Below are 24,803 nucleotides of genomic sequence, written 5' to 3'. Positions count from 1 at the left end.
TCGCTAGAGGTATAAAATGCAGCAACATTTAGCAGCACGGCGTGGTTTTACGTTGATCGAACTGGTCGTGGTTATTGTGCTGCTGGGCATTGTTGCTGTGTACGCCGCAAGCCGTTATACCGGCATATCCTCCTTTTCAAGCGTGACCACACAAAGCGAAGTGTTGGCCTCACTGCGTTTGACCCAAAACCGCGCCATGCAGCGCACCGACCTCTGTAATCGCTGGTTGGTCAGCAATAATCAAGCGCAGCAAGTATCTCCTTCCGTTTCTGCTGGTGCTTGCACCACTTCACTACCAAGTACGCTGGCAGACAGCAGTTTTGTCGATGCTGCGGCGAACGATATCACCCTGACGTTAACCAATAATGATGGTAGCCATTTTTTAGATTTTGATAGTTTAGGTCGCGCCGCGCAGTGCTTAACGGCAAACTGCACCGTTACCTTAAATAATCTGCAATCGGGTGAATCTCGCCAAGTGTGCATCAATAGCGAGGGGTACATTTATGCGTGTTAACGCGCCGCGCGGGTTTACTCTCATTGAGATGATCATCGTTATCACGGTAACGGCAATAGCCATGACAGGCATTACTGCCGCGCTTTATCCTCGCTCGCAACAAAGCGCTGAACAGGTGCTAGCAGTAAAAGCCGCCGAGTTAGGCCGCGCGGTTATGGATGAAGTAATGGGCCGAGCCTTTGACCAAAACTCCGGCCCTAATGGTGGAGTGCCTGAGTGTGTATTAGTGACAGCATCAGGACGAACAATGTGTACGTCCATTGCGCAACTTGGTCCCGAATCTAGTGAAACTAATAATACTTTGTACAACGATGTGGATGATTTCCATGGCCTAACGGGATCGGTTAAAGATGTATTAGGCATTGATATCAGTGCTGATTACCAACGTTATAACGTTGAGATTCAAATATTTTATGAACAGGACAGTGGCGGGCAACTAAGCGGAGTGAACGCTAACCAACTGACTCACTATAAACGGGTATCTGTGGTGATCATTGACCCGAAGGGCAACCGCTACCCGTTTGCGGCAATTAAGGGCAATTTCTGATGCGTGGTTTTACCCTGATTGAAATGGTGATTGCGATTATTCTGTTGTCGGTAGTCGGGCTATTTTTAGGCTCTGTGATCCGCCAAAGTATGGGTATTTATGTTGATACCACCGCCCGCGAAGCTTTGATCCAACAAGGGCGCTTTGTTACTGAGCGGCTGAGCCGAGAACTGCGTGAAGCGGTACCAAACAGCGTGATGGTAGAAAATGGTTGCATTGAGTTTTTACCGATCACTGACAGCGCGATCTACAACGACCTGCCAACCGTGCAATCGCCTTCGGCTGCGGTGCGTTTATTGCCGATCGACAAAAAGGTACTCAATGGCGATCGTCTGGTCGTGTTTCCAACCAACGCCGCTTCGCTACGCCAAACGCCAAGTGCAAGCGGGCAAACAGCGCAAGTAAACGCAGATGTGGATTTTACATCACCCAACAACACAAGCATGGTTGATGTTGCCTTGGCACAACCAACCGGATTTGTAATTCAATCGCCAGCTAAGCGAGTCTATTTTTATCGCACGCCAGTGGCTTTTTGTTATCAGAACAATCGTATTTATCGTTATGCGGATTACGCGCTTAATCGCAGTGCGCTCAGCCCTGCACAGCTTGGTACTCCAGTATTGATGGCTGAAAACATTAGCCAAGCCAACTTTCACGTCACGCAGCCAGAGCTACAACGCAACGGCTTAGTGAAAATTGAACTGACATTTTCCGACCGCGGCGAGGAGGTAAAGTTTGACCATGATGCGCTTATCTACAACACGCCATAAACAGCAAGGTAGCGGCTTAGTATTGGTTATCTTTATCATTGTGGTGGTCGGCTTTGTTGCATCGGTCGCGAACCGTAATCAACAGCGCAATAGCCAGCAATTGGTTTCGATGGTGTTAGGGACAAGGGCCGAAATGGCCGCGCGATCGGCGATCAACGTTGAACTGAGTCGTTTTTATCAAACGCCACCTAGCGGGAGTTGCCATACTAATTCTGTACAATCACTCACGTTTGAAGGTGAAGGATTAGCGCAATGTAGCGCACAGGTTAAATGTAATTTGGTGGGTACAATGGATGATGGCCGTACTGTTCATCAACTCACGTCAACCGGGCGCTGTCAGTCTGGCGATTGGATGTTGCAGCGAGTTATTGAAGTGGGGGTGAAAAGTGATTCACTATAAATGGCTGATTAGCTTACTGCTCATGAGCGGTGGGGTTTGTGCCCAACAATATAATTTATCCAATAATCAATATCCTCCTTGTAATACCTCGTGGCAAAAATCTGGCAACAGTTATACCTGTAGCGGTAATGGTCAAGTGACGTTAAATGATGGTGATGTGATTGTCGCCGATGTTGACTCAACACTGATCGCCAATGACGGTTTTTATTTGATTAATAACCAAGTGGGTAACGCATCAAATAGGATAAGTCTGCAAGCGAACTACGGAGCGATAGCCAGCCAAGGCTCTCAAAATACGATTTATGGGGATGTTTCAGCCAACAGCAGCAACGTAACTTTCAATAACACCAATTTAATTGGTAATGTTACGACGGGAGGAAACGTCACTATCAACGGTGGTAGCGTGCAGGGTAATTTAACCAGTAATGATCAAACGGTTGTTATTACTGGAGCAAACGTGGTTGGTAATATTACGGCGCAATCAGGCATTGTCATTACAGGAAGTGTGTATAGCGGCAATATTACGATGACCTCTAATAACTCTGTGACGTTTAATTCGGTGGATATGACTTCCGGTTCTGTATCAGGGGCAAGTCATTTCACGGCAAACAATAGCCAGCTAGGAAGGCCTGATTCTCAGGTCAGTATTAATACTACCTCTAACGATATCACCTTAAATGACTCAACGGCTTATGGTGATTTTAATGCGGCAATTAATAATGCTGGTGGCCAAGTTAATGTCAACAATAGTTCAATTACTGGTACATGTTCCCCCATATCTAATCCATTGAATGCTTGTGACCCCTCTCCTGTAGCGCGCTATCATTTTGATGAAGTGCAATGGAGTGGGGCTGTCAATGAAGTCAAGAATGCGTTTGGCTCCTCTCTTAACGGCCGCGCAATGAATGGTGCGCTTACCAGCTCTCAATCACCGGCGCTACCCGCCAATATTAATAATTACGGTACTTGTGGTTATGGCGAGTTTGTTGCCAACCAAAACCAATATGTACAAGTGGCTCATGATAGCCAGTTATCCTTCTCGGACCAGCTAACGATATCTGCGTGGGTGTACCCCGTCAGTCGCCCGGCGAATGGTGGCTTGCATACCATAGTGGCGAAAGATACTAACTACGAATTCCACCTTGATAGCCAAGGGCGAGTTTTTTGGTATTGGGAGAGAAGTTCTGGCGGTGCCAATACATTAACCACATCCAATGTTATTCCGCTAAATACTTGGACTCATATCACCATTCGCTATAACCGCTCAGCAAGTAGTAATGAGAGACAAAAAATCTATATTAATGGTGTGGTTGCGGCGACAAACAGCGATAATCAACCACTCAAAACCAATACAGTGAATTTGGAGATTGGTCGAGATTACAATTCCGACAACAGAACTTTCTCCGGAAGGCTTGATGAGGTGGCTATTTATAATCAAGCTCTCACTGATAGTCAGATTGTCAATCTGTATAACGAACGCCATCTGTGCCAAAGTTCAGGGCTGCAATGTTTTAGCGATGATTTCCAAAGTCAGCCATTGGATGAGCAGTGGCGAGTATTCAGTAGCAGTGGTAACTTTACGCCTTCAATCATCAATAATCGCATGCGATTAACACAAGCGGTGCAAAACCAAGCCACCGCTTCAACATTCCAACGCATTTTCCCAGCGGCAGGGAACCGTGTAGAGGTTGAATTTGACTATTTTGCCTATGGCGGTAATGGTGCTGATGGGGTGGCGATTGTCTTCTCTGATGCCTCTGTCACTCCTCAAGTTGGAGCATTTGGTGGTCCTTTAGGTTTTGGTTATAAAGTCAATGAGCAAAAACCCGGATTTGCGGGCGGCTGGTTAGGCATTGGATTGGATGAATATGGTAATTATTCGATTGAAGGTGGCGGGAATGGTCCAGGCCGCAGGCGGCAAGCTGTTGTATTAAGAGGTTCTGGTTCTGGCTATAGCGGTTATAACTATTTAGCAGGCACGTGTAATAACGGCACAACCAATACCAATGGAGATTGCCTAAATCCGAGGGTAGACAATACCAATGGTAATCCTCAGCACCGCTACCGAATTGTTATTGACTCAACTCAAGCTTCAACGTCGCTGGTGACCGTAAGCCGTAAAGTTGGCACTGACAGTTGGAAAACTTTAATTGGGCCAGTTGATGTGATGTCATTTGCGGCGCAACAAAATGTTCCTACGGATCTGTTTATGTCCATTACAGGTTCTACAGGCTCTTCGACTAATAACCATGAAATTGATAATTTCGAAGTCTGTGCGCTCAATTCTCGTCCAGTTGGTGAGCAAATTAATCACTTTCGCATCTCTTTGCCAGCACAAGGTTTAACTTGTGCTGCCTCTGACGTGTCTGTGACGGCGTGTGCCGATGAAAATTGCAATAACTTATTTACCGATCCGGTTATTGCTTATTTAGTCCCTAACTCTCTACCTAGTGCAACGGGCGGTTGGGTGAATGGTTCAACTATCTCATTTAGCAATGGGGTTGGTAACACCCAACTTAGGCGTAACAGCGCAGGTAATGTCACCGTTGATGTTTCTGGTTCCGTTCCCACGGCTATGTCTTTCAATAACACTTTATGCAGCCACAATGGGAATGCCGGCCCCTTTTTGGCCAGTAACTGCACGATGAACTTTGCTGACAGTGGCTTCATTTTGGATGTACCTAATTCCTATGCCAATCAATCGGTAACTGGGACCATTAAAGCGGTACGAAAAGATAACGCTTCACAACTGTGTTTGCCTAGTTTTCAAAATGTACAGAAACCCGTTTCCTTTTGGAGTGATTACTTGAGCCCTAATGGGGGACAAGGTTTTAGCGCTTTATCGGTTGGTGTGAATAGTGTGACGGTAGGGCAGTCATCCAATACTGCGATGCCAGTGGTGCTCAATTTCAACCAAAATGGTGAGGCGAGCATTAACGTATCCTATCGTGAGGCTGGTAGCCTTGCTTTGAATGCCCGTTTAACGGGAAGTGGTGATGAGCAGGATTTGCAACTAACAGGTCAAACGACTTTTATACGAGTTCCTCGTGCTTTAGTGCTCAGCGCGACTAGCTATTATGGTGTTAGTGGAGCGTGTCCTAATGCCGATATTAGCTGTGATATTTTTGCTAGGGCGGATGAAAACTTTAATCTCAATATCAAAGCGGTTGCGGCTGAGCCCAATGAAGATAATGATTTTACCAATAATTTGGGTTTAACTAATTACCAACAGCAATCAATAACTCTGGATCATGTACTGAGAGAGCCAGCTAGTGGTTCTGCTGGTGCTATTGGTACACTGAATTACGATCATGAGCTGGGAGAGGTTACAACCGTTCAACAGAGTGTGACTGAAGTTGGTGTGTTTGATTTTTTATTAGTGCCACCGACTTCTTATCTTGGCATCGATTTAATTGAAGCTGGTTTGCCGATCGCTGTGACGTCAACAGGGCCGATAGGCCGCTTTATCCCAGCTTATTTTGCTGTCTCACCGATGACGGTTACATTAGCAGCAGCTTGCAACAGTGGTGAAAACTCTTTTACCTATTTAGGACAACCGTTTTCTTATGCGAGTAATCCCGGGCTCTATTTACAGCCTAAATCAGGTAGTGGTTCTGATACGCTTAATTATTTAATTGGCGATTGGTGGCGTTATAACAACCAATGGGCGGATAGAGCTTATAATGATGCTGTTGATGGCCTCACGATCGATTTTACGAACGAATTGATAGGACCAGTGACGCGTCAAGCAGCATCAACTAGTGGTGTGATCCTTAATAACGAGCAACTGCGTTATCAAAAGCCAGTGGATCTGAGTGTGCCGTTTAATGCAGACTTTAACTTACTCTTATCAGTCAATGACCTAAGAGATAGTGATGATGTTTGTTATCGAACGTCTTACTCAGAGCCTTGCTTAGATTATACCTTTGAAAATATCGACCAAACCATGCCACTGTATTGGGGACGTTTAACCATTGAAGATGTCTATGGCCCTGAAACACAAGGCTTACAGCAAAAAATCATCAGTGAGTATTATACCTCAGCCGGATTTGTGACCAACACTCATGATAACTGTACTGAGTTACCTCAGCTAAGTGTTTTTGAGTTTGAATCGGAAGATTTTAGTGTTAACCAAGCTGGATCTAAGCCTCCCGTTACCGTAACCATGCAGCCAGATACAAGCCCATTGACTTTAGATCAAGGGGTGAGAAGGCTAGACTATACCGCTCCGGGGGTAGGCAATCGCGGTGTGATCAAAGCGCTACTCGATTTAGAAGAGCATGGGCTGCCTTGGTTACGCCGTTATAATTCTCAAAGCGGAACCTGGGATGATAGTATCTCAGGCCGAGTACAGTTTGGATTGTACCGAGGCAGCGACCGGGTAATCTGGTGGCGTGAAAAAAATTAACCGGATAATTCACACAAATTCATGGAGATTTTTCTACCTAAGTTAGGAATCTGTTAGAAATTGCGTGTTTCAGTCCATGTTTATGCGTCAACGCCTTGCTGTGATCGCAAGGCATTGGTACATTTAGTGCAATTTTCTATCTTCTAATTCTTGCAGGACGAGCGAAGAATATGTTCAAAAAACTGCGTGGCATGTTTTCCAACGATCTATCGATCGATTTAGGTACCGCCAATACTCTTATATACGTTAAAGGACAAGGTATTGTCCTCGACGAGCCTTCCGTTGTTGCTATTCGCCAAGATAAAGGTCGTGGTGGAAAAAGCGTTGCTGCTGTCGGTCATGCCGCTAAGCAGATGCTTGGTCGTACGCCGGGGAATATTTCTGCAATTCGTCCCATGAAAGACGGCGTGATTGCGGATTTCTACGTGACTGAAAAAATGTTGCAACACTTCATCAAGCAGGTACATGACAACAGTGTACTCAAACCAAGCCCTCGCGTTCTGGTGTGTGTGCCTTGCGGCTCCACCCAAGTTGAACGCCGTGCGATTCGTGAATCAGCACTCGGTGCTGGCGCGCGTGAAGTGTATTTGATTGATGAGCCTATGGCGGCGGCCATCGGTGCTGGTCTGCGTGTTTCTGAACCTACGGGGTCAATGGTGGTCGATATCGGTGGTGGTACGACTGAAGTCGCCGTTATTTCCTTGAATGGTGTGGTTTACTCTTCCTCTGTGCGTATCGGCGGTGACCGTTTTGATGAAGCGATCATCAATTATGTGCGTCGTAACTACGGCAGCTTAATCGGTGAAGCGACCGCAGAGAAAATCAAACATGAAATTGGCTCGGCTTACCCCGGCGATGAAGTGATGGAGATTGAAGTTCGTGGTCGTAACCTTGCTGAAGGGGTTCCTCGTAGCTTTACTCTTAACTCCAATGAAATCTTAGAAGCACTGCAAGAACCGCTTTCCGGTATTGTTTCTGCGGTGATGGTTGCGCTTGAACAGTGTCCGCCAGAGCTTGCTTCTGATATCTCAGAAAATGGTATGGTATTAACCGGTGGTGGAGCGCTGCTCAAAGATATCGACCGCCTCTTGACCGAAGAAACGGGAATACCAGTCGTGGTTGCCGATAATCCTCTAACCTGTGTTGCCCTTGGTGGCGGTAAAGCGTTGGAAATGATCGATATGCACGGTGGCGACCTATTTAGCGAAGAATAATGGCTTTGGGAGCCATAAAGCTCCCATCATGACATCTAGGATTTTTATAGAATGAAGCCAATATTTGGTCGAGGACCATCTCTTCAGCTACGTCTCTTTTTTGCCGTGATTTTATCAGCCAGTCTTATGCTGGCTGATAGTCGTTTAGGTGCTTTTTCCAACGTTCGTTTTTTTCTTAATAGCTTAGTGGCTCCCATTCAATACATGGCGGATTTACCGCGCAGCATGTTTGATGATCTGTATGAGCGATTCGCCACTCATCAAAAACTGATTGAATCGAATCAACGTTTAAAACGAGAAGCGATCACCTTGAAAAGTGATTTGATCTTGTTTGATCAATACCGCGAAGAGAACCAACGGTTACGTAAATTGCTTGGATCTTCTTTTGTTCGTGATGAAAAGAAGGTTGTCACTGAGGTGATGGCGGTCGATACCTCACCTTATCGTCACCAAGTTGTGATTGATAAAGGGCGAACGGATGGCGTTTACGAAGGGCAACCCGTTATCAACGATAAAGGTATTGTTGGCCAAGTGACTTTTGTGGCGGCGCATAACAGCCGGGTGTTGTTGCTGACTGACACCAATAGTGCGATTCCAGTGCAAATTATTCGTAATGATATTCGAGTGATTGCTTCAGGGAATGGCCAGGTGGATCGTATTCAATTGGAACACATTCCCACCAGCACTGACATTGAAGTGGGTGACTTGCTCGTCACATCAGGTTTAGGAGGCGTATATCCTGAAGGTTATCCTGTCGCACACGTTTCGGTGGTCGACAAAGATACTCAGCGTGAATTTGCGTCGATCACCGCTGATCCCGTGGTGGATTTTGATCGTCTACGCTATTTGCTGTTGATCTGGCCTAACGAAGATAGGCAGCAGAAAGTATTGCAAGTTACGCCAGAGAAAATGTTAGAGGAAGCAACCGATGGCCAGTAGTGTCGTGAAAAGTAAATTGGTGATTGGTGCATCATTTCTCTTTGCTCTGGTTTTACAAACTATCCCTTGGCCGGGTGAGCTGGATCTACTGCGCCCATCGTGGTTACTGCTGGTGACATGCTATTGGGTTTTAGCATTGCCACATCGAGTCAACGTAGGGTCGGCTTTGATCCTTGGTTTGTTATGGGATCTGCTGCTTGGTTCAACATTGGGCATTCGTGGCATGATGATGGCCATTGTTGTCTACTTAGTGGCGATTAACTTCTTAGTGCTGCGTAATATGGCGTTATGGCAACAAGCCGTAATCATTGGCGTGTTATCTATGTTGCTTGAAGTGCTGATCTTTTGCGGCGAATATTTAATTCAAGATGTGACATTTAACCCGCTCTCACTATGGGTTGGTATGATCAATTGCATATTATGGCCTTGGATGTTCCTACTGCTTCGTCGTGTGCGACGCCACTGGCACCTTAGATGATGAATAAAAAAATTGTATTAGCTTCTGGCTCGCCAAGAAGACGAGAGTTACTGACTCAACTGGGTTATCAGTTTGATATTGTGGTGCCCAACGTTGAAGAATGCCGTAATGAGCATGAAGCCCCAGCAGTGTATGTTGAACGTTTATCACGTGATAAGGCACTGGCTGGTGTTGCTTTATCCAACCCTGCTTCGATAGTTATTGGGTCTGATACCATAGTCGTGCAAGGTGAAACAGTACTTGAAAAACCTGCTGATTTTGCTCAAGCACAACAGATGTTACGCAGCTTATCTGGTACAAAACATCAAGTGATGACAGCCGTAACCGTAGCAACACATGATCATTCTAAATCCGTCGTGGTAACGACGGATGTATGGTTTAAACCTTTGTCAGATGAAGAAATAGAACAATATTGGCAATCGGGTGAACCTTGCGATAAGGCTGGCAGTTATGGCATTCAAGGATTGGGTGGACGATTTGTAACGAAGATCGAAGGCAGCTATTACGCTGTTGTAGGATTACCATTATTCGAAACTGACCAGCTCTTGCACGAATTTATATAATTAAAAACATTGAGGTGTACTCATGAGTGCAGAGTTGCTACTAAACGTCACCCCGAGTGAAACTCGAGTGGCGATGATTGAAGGCGGAGTTCTTCAAGAGGTCCACATTGAGCGAGAAGCGAAACGCGGCATTGTGGGCAATATTTACAAAGGAAAAGTCAGCCGAGTTCTTCCCGGAATGCAGGCCGCCTTTGTCGATATTGGTTTAGACAAGGCCGCTTTTCTTCACGCTTCTGACATTGTTCCTCATACTGAATGTGTGGCTGAGAACGAAAAACAGCAGTTTCAAGTTCGTGATATTTCAGAGCTAGTTCGTCAAGGCCAAGATATCGTGGTGCAAGTAGTCAAAGATCCATTAGGCACTAAAGGCGCCCGTTTAACGACAGATATTACCCTACCTTCGCGCTATCTCGTTTTTATGCCCGGCGCAAGTCATGTTGGTGTCTCACAACGCATTGAAAGTGAATCAGAGCGTGATCGTCTCAAAAAAGTCGTGTCTCATTATTGTGATGAGCACGGTGGGTTCATTATTCGTACCGCCGCTGAAGGGGCTGATGAGAAAGAGCTTTCACAAGATGCCGCCTTTCTTAAACGGCTATGGCTGAAAGTGTTGGAGCGTCGAGTTAAATACAAAACACGCTCGACACTGTATGGCGAATTGGGTTTAGCTCAGCGTATTTTACGAGATTTTGTCGGCACCGATTTGACGCGGATCTTAGTCGATTCGCGCCTTGAATTTGAGAACCTCAAAGAGTTTACCTCAGAGTTTGTGCCTGAGTTAACCGATAAGCTTGAACTGTATGAAGGTGACAAGCCTATTTTTGATATGTACGACACCGAAAACGAGGTTCAGCGTTCTCTCGAGCGTAAAGTGGAGCTCAAGTCTGGTGGATACCTTATCATCGACCAAACCGAAGCCATGACCACGATTGATATCAATACTGGCGCATTTGTTGGCCGTCGTAACCTCGAAGAAACCATTTTTAATACCAATGTTGAAGCGACCCAAGCCATTGCCCGTCAGTTACGTTTGCGCAACTTAGGGGGCATCATCATTATTGATTTTATCGATATGATGTCTGAAGAGCACCGTAAGCGAGTGCTCAACTCCTTAGATGCCGCCCTGGTTAAAGATCGCGTCAAAACGAATATTAATGGTTTTACGCAGTTAGGCTTGGTGGAGATGACGCGTAAGCGCACCCGTGAAAGTATTGAACACGTGTTATGTTCAAGTTGTCCAACCTGTGAAGGCCGCGGCAGTGTGAAAACCGTTGAAACCGTCTGTTTCGAAATCTTACGTGAAATCACGCGTGTCAACCGTGCTTACGATGCGGATAAATTTGTGGTTTACGCATCCCCTGCGGTGGCAGAAACCTTGCAAGGTGATGAGTCTCATGCTCTTGCTGAGTTGGAAGTGTTTATTGGAAAAGAAGTGCGCATCCAAGCGGAGCCACTTTATATTCAAGAACAATTTGACGTTGTGATGATGTAGTAGGGCTTTTGTGATCTCAACTTTTACGCGCCTTTGGCGAATAGTATTGTGGTTTATCGTTTGCGTGCTAGTGGTGCTGGCTGTTGCTGTCACCACCTTGCGTGTGTTTTTGCCACAAATGAATCGTTTCCAAGGCGAAATACAAACGTTGATCAACCAAAATTCAGGTTTTGAATTTGAATTAAGTGAGGTCACTGGTTTTTGGCGTAATACTCACCCGTCAATTGCACTTAAGGGGCTAAAAGCAAAGCTACCTGATGGATCGCAAATTCACTTTTCTGCGCAGCAAATCGATGTTGAATTTGACCTCATTCAGTCAATACTGCAAATGCAACCTGTGGTCGCGGATCTCAGTATTCATCAACTCAAATTGGATATTCGCTCGGTAAACTGGCTTGATCTACAGGCTGAAGATAACCAACAGAGCCGCACACAAGGCAATGTCATTCAACGTTTAGACAACCTACTGTTGCGGCAATTGGATGATTTTGCGCTACTCGACTCGACGGTTTTCTATCAATCTGTCGCGGGGGAGATTCGCCAGTTAGATATTGAACGTCTTCGGTGGAAAAATAACGCTCAGCAACATAAAGCTGAAGGCGTGGTGAGTATCGCTGATACCAGTATTAACTCTCTGTTAGTGAGTGCTAACTTTGAAGATCATGGTTCACTACGCGATATTTCAGGTCGCTTCTATGTTAGCGCTGACAATATCAAAATAAACCCGTGGTTGACTCGTTATCTCAAAGACGAAACCGGCATTAAGAAAGGACAGGTGAGTTTTAATGCCTGGCTGACCTTAGAACATAACCAACCCAAAGATGGCTATGTCGAACTTAAGCCCTCTGAACTGGTTTGGGGTGAAGAGCGTCAGCATGAACTGTTGTTAGAGTCGGGAATCATCAAACTGTTACCTATTGAACAAGGATGGCAAGTTAACGCTTACTCACTTCAGTTGCGCACGGATGACGAAGTGTGGCCTAAACTTGATGTCGCGTTTGAATGGCAACCGACGCAATGGCGTTTGAACTTATCTCAGTTGGACATAAAAACTTTGCTTCCCTTTGTGAAAATGATGCCCGATTCCAGCAAAACGAACGAACTTTTGCAGCAATTGGATTTGGGGGGCACCTTAGAAGATATTCGGCTCAGCAAAGGAGATAGCCTGCAATCGCTTCGTTATTCTGCCGAACTCAGTGATGGCGCCATGGCGCAATGGCAGTTATTGCCACAAGTACACCATCTCAAAGCCTCCATTGCAGGTAGCATGGAGAGTGCTCGCGCCAAAGTAACGCTGATTGATGACGTGTTACCTTATGGTGAGGTTTTCCAAGCACCATTGAATATTCGTCAAGGTGAAGCCGATGTTGTGTGGCAAAAGCGAACTGATGGTTGGTCATTGTGGGCCAGTAAAGTGACTGCGGCGACGCCTGACTTACAAGTGCTTGGATCATTTCGTCTCGATTTTCCTGAAAAACGCAGCCCTTTACTTTCATTTTATGCGGAAGCGGACTTATACAATGTAGGTGAAACTTGGCGTTATTTGCCCACCTTAGCATTGGGGCGCAAGTTAACAGACTATCTCTCTACTGCGATTCAAGGCGGTAAAGCCAACACCGCTAAACTGCTTTGGTATGGTGAACTTGGCGATTTTCCCTACCAACAAAACACTGGCGTATTCCAAGCTTGGGTTGGTTTAAAAGAGGCGAAATTTAGTTTTGATACGGCGTGGCCGCCGATCACCAATTTGCAACTCGATCTGCTGTTTGAAAACGATGCGATGTACCTTGATTCACACTCTGCGACCTTAATGGATGTCACTGCCCAGCGGATCACAGGGCGAATACCTGAACTAGCCGAAGGTGGACACATCGAAATCGAAGCCAGTGCAACAGCCCAAGGCAATGCCGTACGCGACTATATGACCTCAACGCCTTTAGTGGATTCGGTGGGAGCGGCGTTAACGGCGATCCAAGTCAGTGGCGAAGTGCAATCTGAATTTCAGCTTCGTATTCCTTTTGATAGTGAGCAGGAACCCCGAGCGTGGGGTTGGGCGAATTTAAATAATAACCACGTGGAAATTGATGCACCGCCAATGGTGCTTGAGGGTGTCTCTGGCAAAATTGAATTTGATAATGACGTTGTGACGGCAGCCGGTTTGTCGGCTGATCTGCTGACTCAACCGATCGCGATTGATTTTAAAGGTGAAAATGCCAGCCAAGGTTACGCGGTGAATATTGATGTGGTGGGAGACTGGGATATTAAACCCCTGACGCCTTTTGTCGGTGAGCGCTGGCTAAACCGTTTAAAAGGGCATGCTCCTTGGCAAATGGGCGTTGATATTCAGCTCAATGATGTCGGTTTCACTTATCAAATCGACACCTTAGCCGATTTAAAAATGGTAGAAAGTGATTACCCTTACCCGCTAAAAAAAGCCTTCAACGTGGCAGGCAAAGCCCACTTGCAAGCGTCGGGTAACCAAGAGTCGATCACCGCTCGTCTACAATTACCACAAGCGAAATACCAAGCTGAAATCGATATCACATCGAAAAAACCACGCCTGACGGCCACCAATCTCATAGTAGGGAGCGGCAATTTCAAAATCAGCCCAGTGGTTGGCCACCATGCGCAGATCCGCAGCGATACCTTTAATTTGGATGAATGGTTGAGTTTGGCCAATGAGCCTCAGCCGAAGAAAAAATCAGCTCTAGCGGAGATGAATACTCCCGAGATCCCACCACCAGAGAGAGTGGACATCAACGTCAAAGCACTTCTACTAGCGGGCATTGAGTGGCACGATGTTGATTTTAATGCCAGACGTAAAAATCTCGGTTGGTACGCACAGCTCGAGAGCCAAGAAGCAAAAGGCCAAGCGAGTTATATTGAACCTTATGATTTGTCCGTCTCGCTTGAACGCTTGCACGTTTACATTCCTGAGCTGGAGGACAGCTCCAAAAAATCACTGTTGGTTGATCAAGATCGCCAGTCTGAGCCGCTTATTACTGATTTTGACCGACAGTTTCATCGATTGGTGCCAAACTTAACTTTGGCCATTGATGATCTTTGGTTGCAGGGTTACAAGGTGGGCAAGATGAATATGGACTTCCAGCGGCAAGGTGATACTTTGCAATGGAAGAAGATTGATATCAGTAGTGGTTCAAACCAAGTCAATATCAGTGGTGCTTGGACGTTGAATAAAGATGCACAAGGTGATGAGCGTAGCCATACCCAACTGAATCTCACCATGAAAGGTGACAATAATAGCGATTTGATGGAGCGCTTTGGCATCAGCTCCGGTATCCAAAGAGCGCCATTTGAAATGTCGAGTCAAACCGAATGGGATGGCGCGCCTTGGTCAATGAAGATCGACAGCTTAGAAGGCAAGATAGAGACTACTATGGGTAAAGGTGTCGTTTCTGATGTCAGCGGTGCCGCTCGTTTACTCGGATTATTCAGTTTAGATTCCATTATCCGTAAAATGCAGCTCGATTTTAGTGACGTGTTTGATAAAGGAATGGCCTTTAACTCAATTACGGGCAGTGGTGAAATTTCGCAAGGGATTTTTGTTACCAACAACATCAAAATGGATGCTGTTGCCGGTGAAATGACCATTAAAGGCTTAGCGGATCTCAATAGCCGTACTGTTGATGCTGAGGTGAATTTTGTACCAGACATCACATCAGGAATTCCCGTCTTGACGGCTTTTGCGGTGACACCGCAAACAGCGCTGTATGTCCTAGCTATTACGACCGTGATTGCACCTGTGGTTGAGGTCTTTACCCAAGTCAACTATGAGGTTAAAGGACCAATTAATTCACCGGTTGTTAAAGAGCTTTCACGTAGTAGGGGCGAGTTTAAATTGCCAGAAAAGTTGAGAAAATTGACTGAAAAATAGGGAAGTAGGCATGGATCGCGTTGGACTTATTCAAATGACGTCAAGCTCTGAACCTGCGCAGAATTTGGCCTATATCGAACAGCAAGTGTCACTACTTGTGGCGCAAGGTGCGAAGTGGATTGTCACGCCGGAAAATGCACTGGTGTTTGGCACGCGACAACAGTACCACCAACATGCCGAGCCATTGGGACAAGGCCCTTTGCAGAGCCAATTGGCTGCTATGGCTCGCTTTCATCGGGTGTGGCTGTTGGTGGGCAGCATGCCTATCCGCCGTGAGGTTGGGGTAACGACCACCTCCTTGCTGTTTGACGCCAGTGGCGATCTTGTCGCGCACTACGACAAATTACACATGTTTGATGTCGATGTTGCTGACGGCCACCAGCGCTATCGAGAATCGGAAACTTTTACCTGCGGCACAAAGCTGAGTGTTGCGTCGACGCCATTTGGTCAAATTGGCCTTTCCATCTGCTATGATGTGCGCTTTCCGCACCTCTATTCCCAATTAAGAGTGCAGGGTGCTCAGATATTAGTGGTTCCTGCGGCCTTTACGGCGGTGACCGGAAAGGCACATTGGGAAGTCTTGTTAAGAGCCCGAGCGATAGAGAATCAGTGTTGGATTGTTGCGGTTGGGCAAACTGGGCTTCATCCATGTGGGCGCGAGACATGGGGTCATTCGATGGTCATCAGCCCGTGGGGTGAGGTTATTGCAAGCTTAAACCAGCAAGTGGGGAATTTAGTCGCCGATATTGACTTGGCTTACGTTGAGCAAGTTCGACAAAAAATGCCCATTGCTGCACACACCCGATTCACGAATCAGTTTATAGATAATAAGAGCAAACTATGAGTATTAACCGCATTGAAGATGCACTATTAAAACCTGCAGGATTAACCGAGCAAGATATTGCGGATACACTAGCGACAATTGCCACTCGTCAAATTGATTATGCCGATATCTATTTTCAGTCGAGCTGGCATGAATCTTTAGTGCTCGAAGACAGCATTATTAAAGACGGCTCATTTAATATCGATTGCGGTGTTGGTGTGCGCGCCATCACTGGTGAAAAAACGGGTTTTGCTTATTCAGATCAAATCCAATTAGAAGGTTTGAAACAGAGTGCAATAGCCGCACGAGGTATTGCGCAGCAAGGTAAAAGTGGCTGTGTTCAAGCCTTTAAACGTAGCGATAATCAAGCCTATTATGCGGCGGATAACCCACTAGCCAGTTGGGAAAAAAAGCAAAAAACAGAATTACTGCAAGAGCTGGATGCTTACATTCGTACCAAAGAGCCTTTGATCCAAGAAGTCTCGGTGAGCTTAAGTGGTGTGCATGAACAGATGTTAGTTGCTGCAACCGATGGGACTTACGCAGGCGATATCCGCCCGTTGGTCCGTTTGTCGATCAGCGTGTTAGCACAAAAAGGTGATCGCCGCGAGCGAGGCAGCTCTGGTGGTGGTGGTCGTTTTGGTTATGACTTTTTCCTCACCGAACAAGATGGCCGTAAAGTTGCGTTTCAGTTTGCCGATGAAGCTATCCGACAAGCCTTAGTCAACCTTGAAGCTGTCGCAGCTCCTGCTGGCGCGATGCCTGTTGTGCTCGGTTCTGGTTGGCCGGGCGTCTTGCTTCACGAAGCGGTAGGGCATGGCTTAGAAGGTGATTTTAACCGCAAAGGATCTTCTGTTTTCTCCGGTAAAATTGGCCAGAAAGTAACCTCAACGCTTTGTACGATTGTTGACGATGGCACACTGAAAGATCTGCGTGGCTCGCTCAATGTCGACGATGAAGGTGTCAATGGTCAATACAACACCTTAATTGAAAATGGCGTGTTGAAAGGCTACATACAAGACAAACTCAACGCACGTTTGATGGGGGTGAACCCTACGGGTAATGGGCGTCGTGAATCGTACGCACATTTACCGATGCCGCGCATGACCAACACTTATATGTTGCCGGGTGAACATACGCCAGAAGAGATCATTTCAACAGTGAAGAAAGGCGTTTATGCGCCCAACTTTGGCGGTGGCCAAGTGGATATCACCTCGGGTAAATTTGTGTTCTCTGCCTCTGAAGCCTATATGATTGAAAACGGCAAAATTACTTATCCAATCAAAGGTGCAACCTTGATCGGTTCTGGCATTGAGGCAATGCAACAAGTCTCGATGGTGGGTAACGATTTGAGCCTTGATCGCGGCGTTGGAGTGTGCGGTAAAGCAGGACAAAGTGTGCCTGTTGGAGTAGGGCAACCTACGCTTAAGCTAGATTCGCTCACTGTTGGTGGCACCGAATAACGTTGTTACTCGCTCAGAGCTGACGTGGTTTGTATCGCGCAGCGTAAGCAAATAAAAAGCGGCGTTTTGATGCGCCGCTTTTTTATCTCTTTTATTCACTGCGTTGAATTGAAAAAGTTAAATATCATCTCGCTCGATCGGGCAACTCATGCAGCGCGCGCCGCCTCGGCCTCGGCCGAGTTCATTGCCGGGGATGGTTAATACTTTGATGCCTGCCTTATCGTATTTCTCGTTAGTGTAGACATTGCGCTCGTAGCCAATCACAACTCCGGGTTTAACCGTTAACACGTTGTTGGCGTCATTCCATTGCTCACGTTCAGCCTCATAGCTATCACCACCAGTGGTGATGATTTTGAGTTTGTCCAAACCTAACGCGCGTTCAATCGCATTAACATAACTTGGCATTGAATCGACGTTTATCCCGCCATCGCCTTTTGGCGTTAAACGCCATGTTTCTAAATCATGACGCATAATTTCGGGGTAAACAGAAAAGGTGTCGACATCCATATGTGTCATCACCGTATCTAAATGCATACAAGAGCGGTGTTTAGGCAGGTTAACGGCAATCACCTCTTTGGCCTGCCCATGTTTAAATAAACTCGCAGCAAAATTTTCTACCCCTTGCACAGTCGTGCGTTCGGAAATACCAATCAACACTGCACCTTTACCGATCACCAGTACGTCGCCCCCTTCAATATTGGCATTATCGTAGTGCAGATCTTCATCACCGAAATACTTGATAAAATTCTCTCCTGCAAATACAGGATGCCAACGATAAATGGCGCGTAAATGGTTGGTTTCACGTTGGCGTGCTGGTTTCATCATCGGATTAAGCGATACGCCGCCATACACCCAGCAAGAGGTATCGCGGGTAAAGAGATGATTGGGCAACGGTTCAATCACAAAATCTAACGGACGATGCATTTTAGGTAGCATCGAAGAGGAGTGGATGGGCAGTTCGGAATAAGCAAGACCACCGAGTAGCAGAGTGGCGAGGTGTTCGTTATCCATGTCAGCTAAATAGCAGCGCAGATCGCGCGCCAAAGTGGGACCATAGCGAAAATCAGAAATTTGCGTATCGAGCAACCACGCTTTGGCATCGGCAACGGCTAAGGTTTCGACTAAGAGATCATGCAATAACAGCACTTCAACATCTTGGTCCTTCAATGTGTTGGCAAAGGCATCATGCTCTTTTCCTGCATCTTCTACGGCAAGCACATCATCAAATAACAGTTCATGACAGTTCGACGGTGTGAGATGAGTTAAGGCACGCTCTGGCCGATTGAGTAATACTCGGCGCAGTTGCCCAACTTCAGATCCAACGTACAGCTTATTCATTTTGTATCCCTACTCTTATTTCTCATGTTCTTTATGACAAGCTTAAGCGATCGATGCAAGTCTACTTAGTGGTGATATTAGCTGTTATTTTGTAAACTTATAGTTGTGTATGCTTCAAAATGTGTGCTTATTAAAAAATAACTCTAAAACTAGCCAAATAAGCCTAATAACGACAAAGTGCTTTGTTATGCGTTTTTGGCTCAGAGGAGGGTGAATTAAGCATGAAGAATAAGTGATTTTCTATGCGGTTATTTACATAAAAAGTGCATAATGTGGGCAGGTTTAGCCAAAGCGACCTTTTTCGCTATGCATGAATGTTTGATAAACAGGCAGTTTAATGCGGTGAAAGAGCAAATCATCAGGCAGATAATCTACTGAATTAGCAAAATGAAAATAAATTGTTAAATTAAAGTGTTTTTTATTTGGTCTGTACTTGATTGAGCAGTGATCCTTTAGAAAGATAAAGATCACGGTACGTTGTTGGTGGCAATTTTAGGCGAACCATGCCATATTTCGTCGAAATTCATTTATACCCTTCCGACGTGAAGTTGCAGCGGTGCTGGCTACGTTTGCTCACCCCAGTCACATAGTTTATCTATGTTCATGGGGATGAACTCACTTGCCGCCTATCTGCAACGCCAAGTTGATGGAGTATAGTCTACATTTAGCCAAATCTGGAGCACCTTATGTCTCAACCTCAGCAAGATGACTACGTATCCGTTGAAGAGTTAATCGAAATTCAAAAAGAAGATACTCGCGACATCATTCAAGCCCTGCTCGAAGATGGCAGTGATCCAGATGCGTTATATGAGATAGAGCACCACCTATTTGCTGAAGATTTTGACACGCTAGAAAAAGCGGTTGTTGAAGCCTTTAAAATGGGCTTTGAAGTGCTTGAAGCAGAAGAAACAGAAGATGAAGACGGCAATAAACTATTGTGCTGTGACGCGACTATGCAATCGGTACTGAAGGCCGAAGCGATCGATGAACAGGCAGAAAAGCTTATTCAACTTGCTGAAAAATATGACATTATTTACGACGGCTGGGGCACTTACTACGAAGGTGAAGATGCGCTATACGACGATGAAGAAGATGAAGACGACCAAGAGTGATTAGGCGTTATTTACCTTGATGTGAGATACCAGCCCTTTGGCTGGTATTTTTTTAGCTATGCAAAGCTAGCGGGGCACTTTAGTGACGAATCATTATTTTTGTCAGCACATCTTTATTTATTTTGTATATAATCGCTCAACATTGATCTAGCTCAAGTTTATTATGCGAATTTCTCTTGCTGGCTTTTGGCAGCTTTCACCGTTGACTGATTTATCGATCCCGCAAGATGATCTTTGTTTTCCTGCGCCTCTTAGCCAAGTATTACCTCACGATATGACAGAAGCACAAATTGCCGAGCAAGAGTGGCATTTGATGCATGATGTTGAGGTGGATGAAGTGATGCTTGGTTTTGCTGCAATTGATCTTGTGCTTGAGGGGATCGATTTTTATGCGGAAATACGTTTAAACGGTGTGGCACTATTTGATTGTGATGGCAGTCAAGCGGTGTATAAAAAAGACATTCGGCCTTTGCTGCAACTCGGCCGCAATCGATTCGAAATTTTGTTTGTTGAGCAAGAAGAAGAGTGGTTGCTGGAGGATCAAGATTTACCGCAATTATGCCCATTGGGACACCACTCGGTGAAGAAATACGATGAGCGAATAGGTATTTGGCAAGAGCCTTATCTGCAATGCATTCGTCATGTTCGTTTAGAGCATGTTACCACTGAACAAATCTGGCACTATGGTGGTGGCTGTGAGTTTTTGGTTCACTTACATTATCAAACCTATGCACCAGGATTAGTTTCCGCGGTGGTGAAATTTAATGGTATGAGCTATCAGTTACCTATTGATGTGCGCCATCAGCACGCCAGTGCTTTATTTCAAGTGGAAGCGCCGAAGTACGCAGATCTTACACAGCTTAACCCGAATGATTTGTATACCTTATCGGTGCAACTTGATGGTCAGCAGCAATCCTTCCATATCGCGTTAAGCGAAGATCTCTGTGTTACCCATTTTCCTATCTGATCAACGTACAGTTAATGAGAGCATTTCATTGGTGACCATTCTTGCGGATGCCTCTTTTGCCAGAACTTCTCGTAGAAGTAGTAAGCACACGTATTAATGCTCGGTTCGATCATGGCTAAAACACCACCAATGACAAAACTTCCTGTCATGATATATGCCACGCTAAATGCAACACTGAAGTGCACTACAGCAAAGCTACCTGTTTTAATTTTGGCCGATTGTGAGTAGCGGCGCAGTGGGGCGTAGTGCGCCCATACTTTTTCGTGAAAGTAAAAAGCAACGGTATTGACCATCGGCTCAAGCATGGCAATCAGACTACCAAGAATAATGTCGCCCGTAAGTAGATAAACGACGGTAAACGCAATACTGAAATGGATCGCGGCAAAGCTAAGCGTTTTTTTCATAATGTTCACCTAAACGGTTATCGGGTTGATGTAAACATTATTGATAATTATTCTCAACAAGTAAAGGTAATTGAGCCTATTAGTTTGATAGCCAATTCCTAACTGAGGCGCTTATCGTTGGCATAAAAAAAAGCGCCTCATGCGCTTTTTTATGACGATGCAGGGTTTCTATCCTTGCGGCTTGACAACCAGTACATTGATTGGCGAGTTTTGCACTACTTTACTGGCTACCGATCCCAGCATCACTTTATCGATCTTCGATCGTTTATGGCTTGGCATGATAATCAAATCAGCTCCGAGCTTTTCTGCGTAATCTAAAATGGTGGTGTAGGCTTTACCTTCCGCTACATGCAGTTTGTAGATTATTTCGTCAGCGATATGTTGATCAGCAAACTGTTTTAGCTGTTGCTTGACATCTTCTTTCATTTTCGCCGCGGCATCTTTCGGGAAGTATGTGGCGACCATCGACATGTGGATACCAGGTAATACATTTAAAAGATGAATTTCAGCATTGGAATGTGTCGCGTGCCAAACAGCAAGTTCAACGGCTTTGTCAGAAAAGCCTTTTTCATTAAGGTCCACTGGAACAAGGATGTGTTTATACATTATGGATTATCTCATCTACGATAGGGTGCTTTAGAGCACCTTGTTTCCGTAAAGTATATGCCTAGCTCGTGCTAGGCATATTGATTAAGCGCGTATTTCTTGTGTTCTCATACGGCGTTTTTGATTCCAAGCTAGCGTCAGCACTAATAATAATGCAGGTAAGAAAACCCACTCTTTCATTGGCCGTTGGCTTTCCAACACAACTGAGCGGATTTCCCAATCAAAATCTATGCCTGCAGCTTCAGCTGGACTGCCAAACTCAATCATATCCACCAGCATACGATTACTGGTTTCTTTCAGGGTTAGCCCCATTGATTGAATACGCTGTTCTGCCGTTGACGCTTGATCATCAAAAGGGAGTAGTACTGTTTTTGATAAGTAATCACCTTCAATGGTTTCACCAGCGACGATAAGCTCTATCGATTGACCCACATCGAGGTTTTCTACAATTTGCGCTATCTCTGTGCCTGGGTGCAGCTCGCTCGCAGGATAAATCATGTCCCACCAAAAACCGGGTCGGAAGAACGAGAACGTCAGCACCAACAGCAAGACGGTTTCCCACCACTTATTGCGAGTGAGCCACCAACCTTGAGTCGCAGCAGAAAACAGCAGCATTGCGGTAATGGCCGAGAAAATGGTTAACGCTAAGTGCCACCATGTATCAATTCCCATTAGCAGTAGTTGAGTGTTGAATACGAACATAAAGGGCAAAATGGCGGTACGAATATCGTAAGCAAACCCTTGAATACCTGTACGAATAGGGTCTGATTTAGCGATAGCAGCTGCGGCAAATGCCGCCAAGCCAACTGGTGGGGTGTCATCTGCCAAAATGCCGAAATAGAACACAAATAAGTGTACGGCAATCAATGGGATGATAAGACCATGAGCGGCTCCCAGTGTCACAATGACGGGAGCCATTAAGGTTGATACGACGATGTAGTTGGCAGTGGTCGGTAAGCCCATACCAAGAATGAGGCTGATCACGGCGGTAAAAATCAGCATCAGTATGACGCTGCCACCGGATATAAACTCAACAAAATCGGTCATCACTAAGCCAATGCCAGTCAAGGTGACTACACCAACGACGGTTCCTGCGGCGGCGGTTGCCACACCAATGCCAATCATATTCCGCGCGCCTGAAACCAAGCTTTCGGCAAGATCAACAAACCCAGCCTTCACTTGCGTGTTCAAATCGTTGCTCTTATTGAGTAACGACATGATTGGTCGCTGAGTGATCAAAATGAAGACCATAAATATCGTGGCCCAAAAAGCGGATAATCCGGGCGAGAAGCGCTCGACCGTCAAACACCATACTAGCACCACAATAGGTAGCAGGTAATGAAGCCCTGATTTTACCGTCGGCCCAGGGTCGGGTACTTCTTGGATATCCATATCCATTGCACTTTCTGAGGCGTAGCGAGACGAAATTTTAATCAGAGCGACATAAGTCAGTAAAAGCGCGACCGTAACAATTGGAGTAGCGGCGTCACCAAACACTTCTTTGGTCCAACCAATGCCGTAGTAAACAACAGCGCTGAGAACGCAAAGCCCTAAAATAGTACCCGTAAATGAAAGTAAGCTTTGCACCCATGTTGGTGTATGACGGCGAGGTAGGCCTTTCATTCCTGCTTTGCAGGCTTCCAAATGGACAATATAAATTAAGGCAATATAAGAGATAAGCGCTGGTAGTAGCGCCGCACGGATCACTTCAACATAGGAAATACCGACATATTCCACCATTAAAAATGCGGCAGCACCCATGATTGGCGGGGTCAATTGGCCATTGGTGGAAGCGGCTACTTCAACAGCGCCCGCCTTTGTTCCGGGAAAGCCGACACGTTTCATCAAGGGAATGGTAAAAGTACCGGTGGTAACTACGTTTGCAATCGATGAGCCAGACACTAGCCCCGATAAGCCTGAGGCTACAACCGCTGCTTTCGCGGGACCGCCTCGCATGTGGCCCAACAGTGAAAAGGCCACTTTGATAAAATAGGAACCTGCGCCAGCTCGTTCAAGCATTGCGCCAAATAGAACAAACAAGAACACAAAAGAGGTGGAAACCCCAAGAGCCACCCCAAAAACCCCTTCAGTAGTCAGCCATAAATGAGACATCGCTTTGTTTAGGCTCGCTCCTTTATGAGCGATCACATCCGGCATGTAGGGGCCACCAAAGGTGTAGAGCAAAAAGAGTGCTGCGACCAACATTAGCGGTGGCCCTAATGCTCGACGTGTTGCTTCAAGTAATAACACCATCCCTGTGACGGAGACCGCTATATCAATCAAGGTTGGCGCACCGGAGCGACCAGCCAACTCATTGTAAAATAAATAGATGTAAGCAGCAGAGAAACTGCCCGCCAATGCCAAAATCCAATCAATCAATGGAATGCGATCGCGTGGTGAGTTCTTTAACGCAGGGTAGGCAGTAAAGGCGAGAAAAACAGCGAATGTGAGGTGAATGGCTCGTGCTTGCGTATCGTTTAAGATGGCAAAGTTAAAAATAAAGGGCAGCGGTGAAGCATACCAAAGTTGGAATAGTGACCAACATAGTGGGACAAACCACAAAATGCGCCCCGGCAAGCCGTGAGGGTTTCTTGCGCCGGTATCAGATTGCGCTACCATTTCCTGCACATCGGTTGACGGAGTAAGTGTCTTCGTCATGTACGTTATCCTTATTATTGGCTGCCTACGTCTCGGTTGGTCACAGGGTCAATTCACTGCTAATGAGAAGTGGGCTATTGCGGAACAGAACAAAAGGTGGGTTGTTAAATCATTTAAAACCCAAATGTGCCCAGAGAGTCGTTGTAAACGTAAGAGGACAGGCCATCATCGCTGACCATAACGCCAAGGGATAAAGGGCATATCGCTCGTGA

At 45.9% G+C, this 24,803-nt stretch carries 19 protein-coding genes; 15 read left to right on the top strand and 4 right to left on the bottom strand.

The window, feature by feature from the left end:
• Nucleotides 1-16 precede the first annotated feature (16 nt).
• The 13 genes from AACT23_RS01500 (at nt 17) to tldD (ending at nt 17,506) form a co-directional block, all read left to right on the top strand.
• A complete protein-coding gene (locus tag AACT23_RS01500) occupies nt 17-514 on the top strand; it encodes a prepilin-type N-terminal cleavage/methylation domain-containing protein (protein ID WP_047688145.1) in 498 nt (165 codons plus the stop codon).
• Nucleotides 504-1,061 carry a type IV pilus modification PilV family protein gene (locus tag AACT23_RS01495; RefSeq protein ID WP_170901011.1) on the top strand — a complete coding sequence of 186 codons (558 nt, stop codon included), beginning with the start codon at nt 504-506 and terminating at the stop codon, nt 1,059-1,061. The genes AACT23_RS01500 and AACT23_RS01495 overlap by 11 nt, the downstream gene beginning before the upstream one ends.
• Nucleotides 1,061-1,831 carry a PilW family protein gene (locus AACT23_RS01490; RefSeq protein WP_094128172.1) on the top strand — a complete coding sequence of 257 codons (771 nt, stop codon included), beginning with the start codon at nt 1,061-1,063 and terminating at the stop codon, nt 1,829-1,831. The genes AACT23_RS01495 and AACT23_RS01490 overlap by 1 nt, the downstream gene beginning before the upstream one ends.
• On the top strand, nt 1,806-2,231 hold the full coding sequence (locus AACT23_RS01485) for an MSHA biogenesis protein MshP (RefSeq protein WP_176428656.1): 426 nt from the start codon (nt 1,806-1,808) through the stop codon (nt 2,229-2,231). The genes AACT23_RS01490 and AACT23_RS01485 overlap by 26 nt, the downstream gene beginning before the upstream one ends.
• Complete coding sequence (locus tag AACT23_RS01480) at nt 2,218-6,639, top strand: DUF6701 domain-containing protein (protein ID WP_094128166.1); 4,422 nt, start codon at nt 2,218-2,220, stop codon at nt 6,637-6,639. Before AACT23_RS01485 ends, AACT23_RS01480 begins: the two co-directional genes overlap by 14 nt.
• A gap of 170 nt (nt 6,640-6,809) precedes the next feature.
• The gene (locus AACT23_RS01475; protein ID WP_013857874.1) at nt 6,810-7,853 is read left to right on the top strand and encodes a rod shape-determining protein; all 1,044 of its coding nucleotides are present in this window, start codon (nt 6,810-6,812) and stop codon (nt 7,851-7,853) included.
• A 51-nt stretch (nt 7,854-7,904) separates the two neighbouring features.
• Nucleotides 7,905-8,792 carry a rod shape-determining protein MreC gene (gene mreC / locus AACT23_RS01470; RefSeq protein WP_013857873.1) on the top strand — a complete coding sequence of 296 codons (888 nt, stop codon included), beginning with the start codon at nt 7,905-7,907 and terminating at the stop codon, nt 8,790-8,792.
• Nucleotides 8,782-9,270, top strand: coding sequence for a rod shape-determining protein MreD (gene mreD / locus AACT23_RS01465; RefSeq protein ID WP_013857872.1), 489 nt, complete (start codon nt 8,782-8,784; stop codon nt 9,268-9,270). The genes mreC and mreD overlap by 11 nt, the downstream gene beginning before the upstream one ends.
• Complete coding sequence (locus AACT23_RS01460; protein ID WP_026027832.1) at nt 9,267-9,833, top strand: Maf family protein; 567 nt, start codon at nt 9,267-9,269, stop codon at nt 9,831-9,833. The genes mreD and AACT23_RS01460 overlap by 4 nt, the downstream gene beginning before the upstream one ends.
• Nucleotides 9,834-9,855: 22 nt before the next feature.
• Nucleotides 9,856-11,325, top strand: a complete 1,470-nt coding sequence (rng, locus tag AACT23_RS01455; RefSeq protein ID WP_019281135.1) for a ribonuclease G — start codon at nt 9,856-9,858, stop codon at nt 11,323-11,325.
• Between the two features lie 10 nt (nt 11,326-11,335).
• Complete coding sequence (locus AACT23_RS01450) at nt 11,336-15,220, top strand: YhdP family protein (RefSeq protein ID WP_094128163.1); 3,885 nt, start codon at nt 11,336-11,338, stop codon at nt 15,218-15,220.
• 10 nt (nt 15,221-15,230) lie between these two features.
• Nucleotides 15,231-16,064: a carbon-nitrogen hydrolase family protein gene (locus AACT23_RS01445; protein WP_094128160.1), complete on the top strand. Its 834-nt coding sequence runs from the start codon at nt 15,231-15,233 to the stop codon at nt 16,062-16,064.
• Entirely contained in the window at nt 16,061-17,506 is a 1,446-nt protein-coding gene (tldD, locus tag AACT23_RS01440) for a metalloprotease TldD (RefSeq protein ID WP_013857867.1), read from the top strand. Before AACT23_RS01445 ends, tldD begins: the two co-directional genes overlap by 4 nt.
• A gap of 117 nt (nt 17,507-17,623) precedes the next feature.
• On the opposite strand, the gene arcA is transcribed toward tldD, so the two are convergent.
• Nucleotides 17,624-18,844 carry an arginine deiminase gene (arcA, locus tag AACT23_RS01435; RefSeq protein WP_094128157.1) on the bottom strand — a complete coding sequence of 407 codons (1,221 nt, stop codon included), beginning with the start codon at nt 18,842-18,844 and terminating at the stop codon, nt 17,624-17,626.
• Between the two features lie 686 nt (nt 18,845-19,530).
• On the opposite strand from arcA, the gene rraB reads away from it, so the two are divergent.
• Nucleotides 19,531-19,956 carry a ribonuclease E inhibitor RraB gene (gene rraB, locus AACT23_RS01430; protein ID WP_017046663.1) on the top strand — a complete coding sequence of 142 codons (426 nt, stop codon included), beginning with the start codon at nt 19,531-19,533 and terminating at the stop codon, nt 19,954-19,956.
• 163 nt (nt 19,957-20,119) lie between these two features.
• Nucleotides 20,120-20,923 (top strand): glycosyl hydrolase 2 galactose-binding domain-containing protein, encoded by an 804-nt coding sequence (locus AACT23_RS01425; RefSeq protein ID WP_094128154.1) that lies wholly within the window; start codon nt 20,120-20,122, stop codon nt 20,921-20,923.
• A gap of 11 nt (nt 20,924-20,934) precedes the next feature.
• On the opposite strand, the gene AACT23_RS01420 is transcribed toward AACT23_RS01425, so the two are convergent.
• From AACT23_RS01420 to AACT23_RS01410, 3 genes are all read right to left on the bottom strand, one after another.
• Nucleotides 20,935-21,327, bottom strand: coding sequence for a DUF2061 domain-containing protein (locus AACT23_RS01420; RefSeq protein ID WP_064624308.1), 393 nt, complete (start codon nt 21,325-21,327; stop codon nt 20,935-20,937).
• Between the two features lie 168 nt (nt 21,328-21,495).
• Nucleotides 21,496-21,933: a universal stress protein gene (locus AACT23_RS01415; RefSeq protein ID WP_013857847.1), complete on the bottom strand. Its 438-nt coding sequence runs from the start codon at nt 21,931-21,933 to the stop codon at nt 21,496-21,498.
• An 84-nt stretch (nt 21,934-22,017) separates the two neighbouring features.
• The gene (locus tag AACT23_RS01410; protein WP_094128151.1) at nt 22,018-24,591 is read right to left on the bottom strand and encodes a TRAP transporter permease; all 2,574 of its coding nucleotides are present in this window, start codon (nt 24,589-24,591) and stop codon (nt 22,018-22,020) included.
• Nucleotides 24,592-24,803 lie beyond the last annotated feature (212 nt).

The organism is Vibrio sp. V09_P4A23P171, from assembly GCF_963875615.1.
Lineage (GTDB): Bacteria > Pseudomonadota > Gammaproteobacteria > Enterobacterales > Vibrionaceae > Vibrio > Vibrio anguillarum.
Note: the sequence above shows the minus strand (reverse complement) of the source record. Positions and strands in the feature narration are given on the sequence as shown.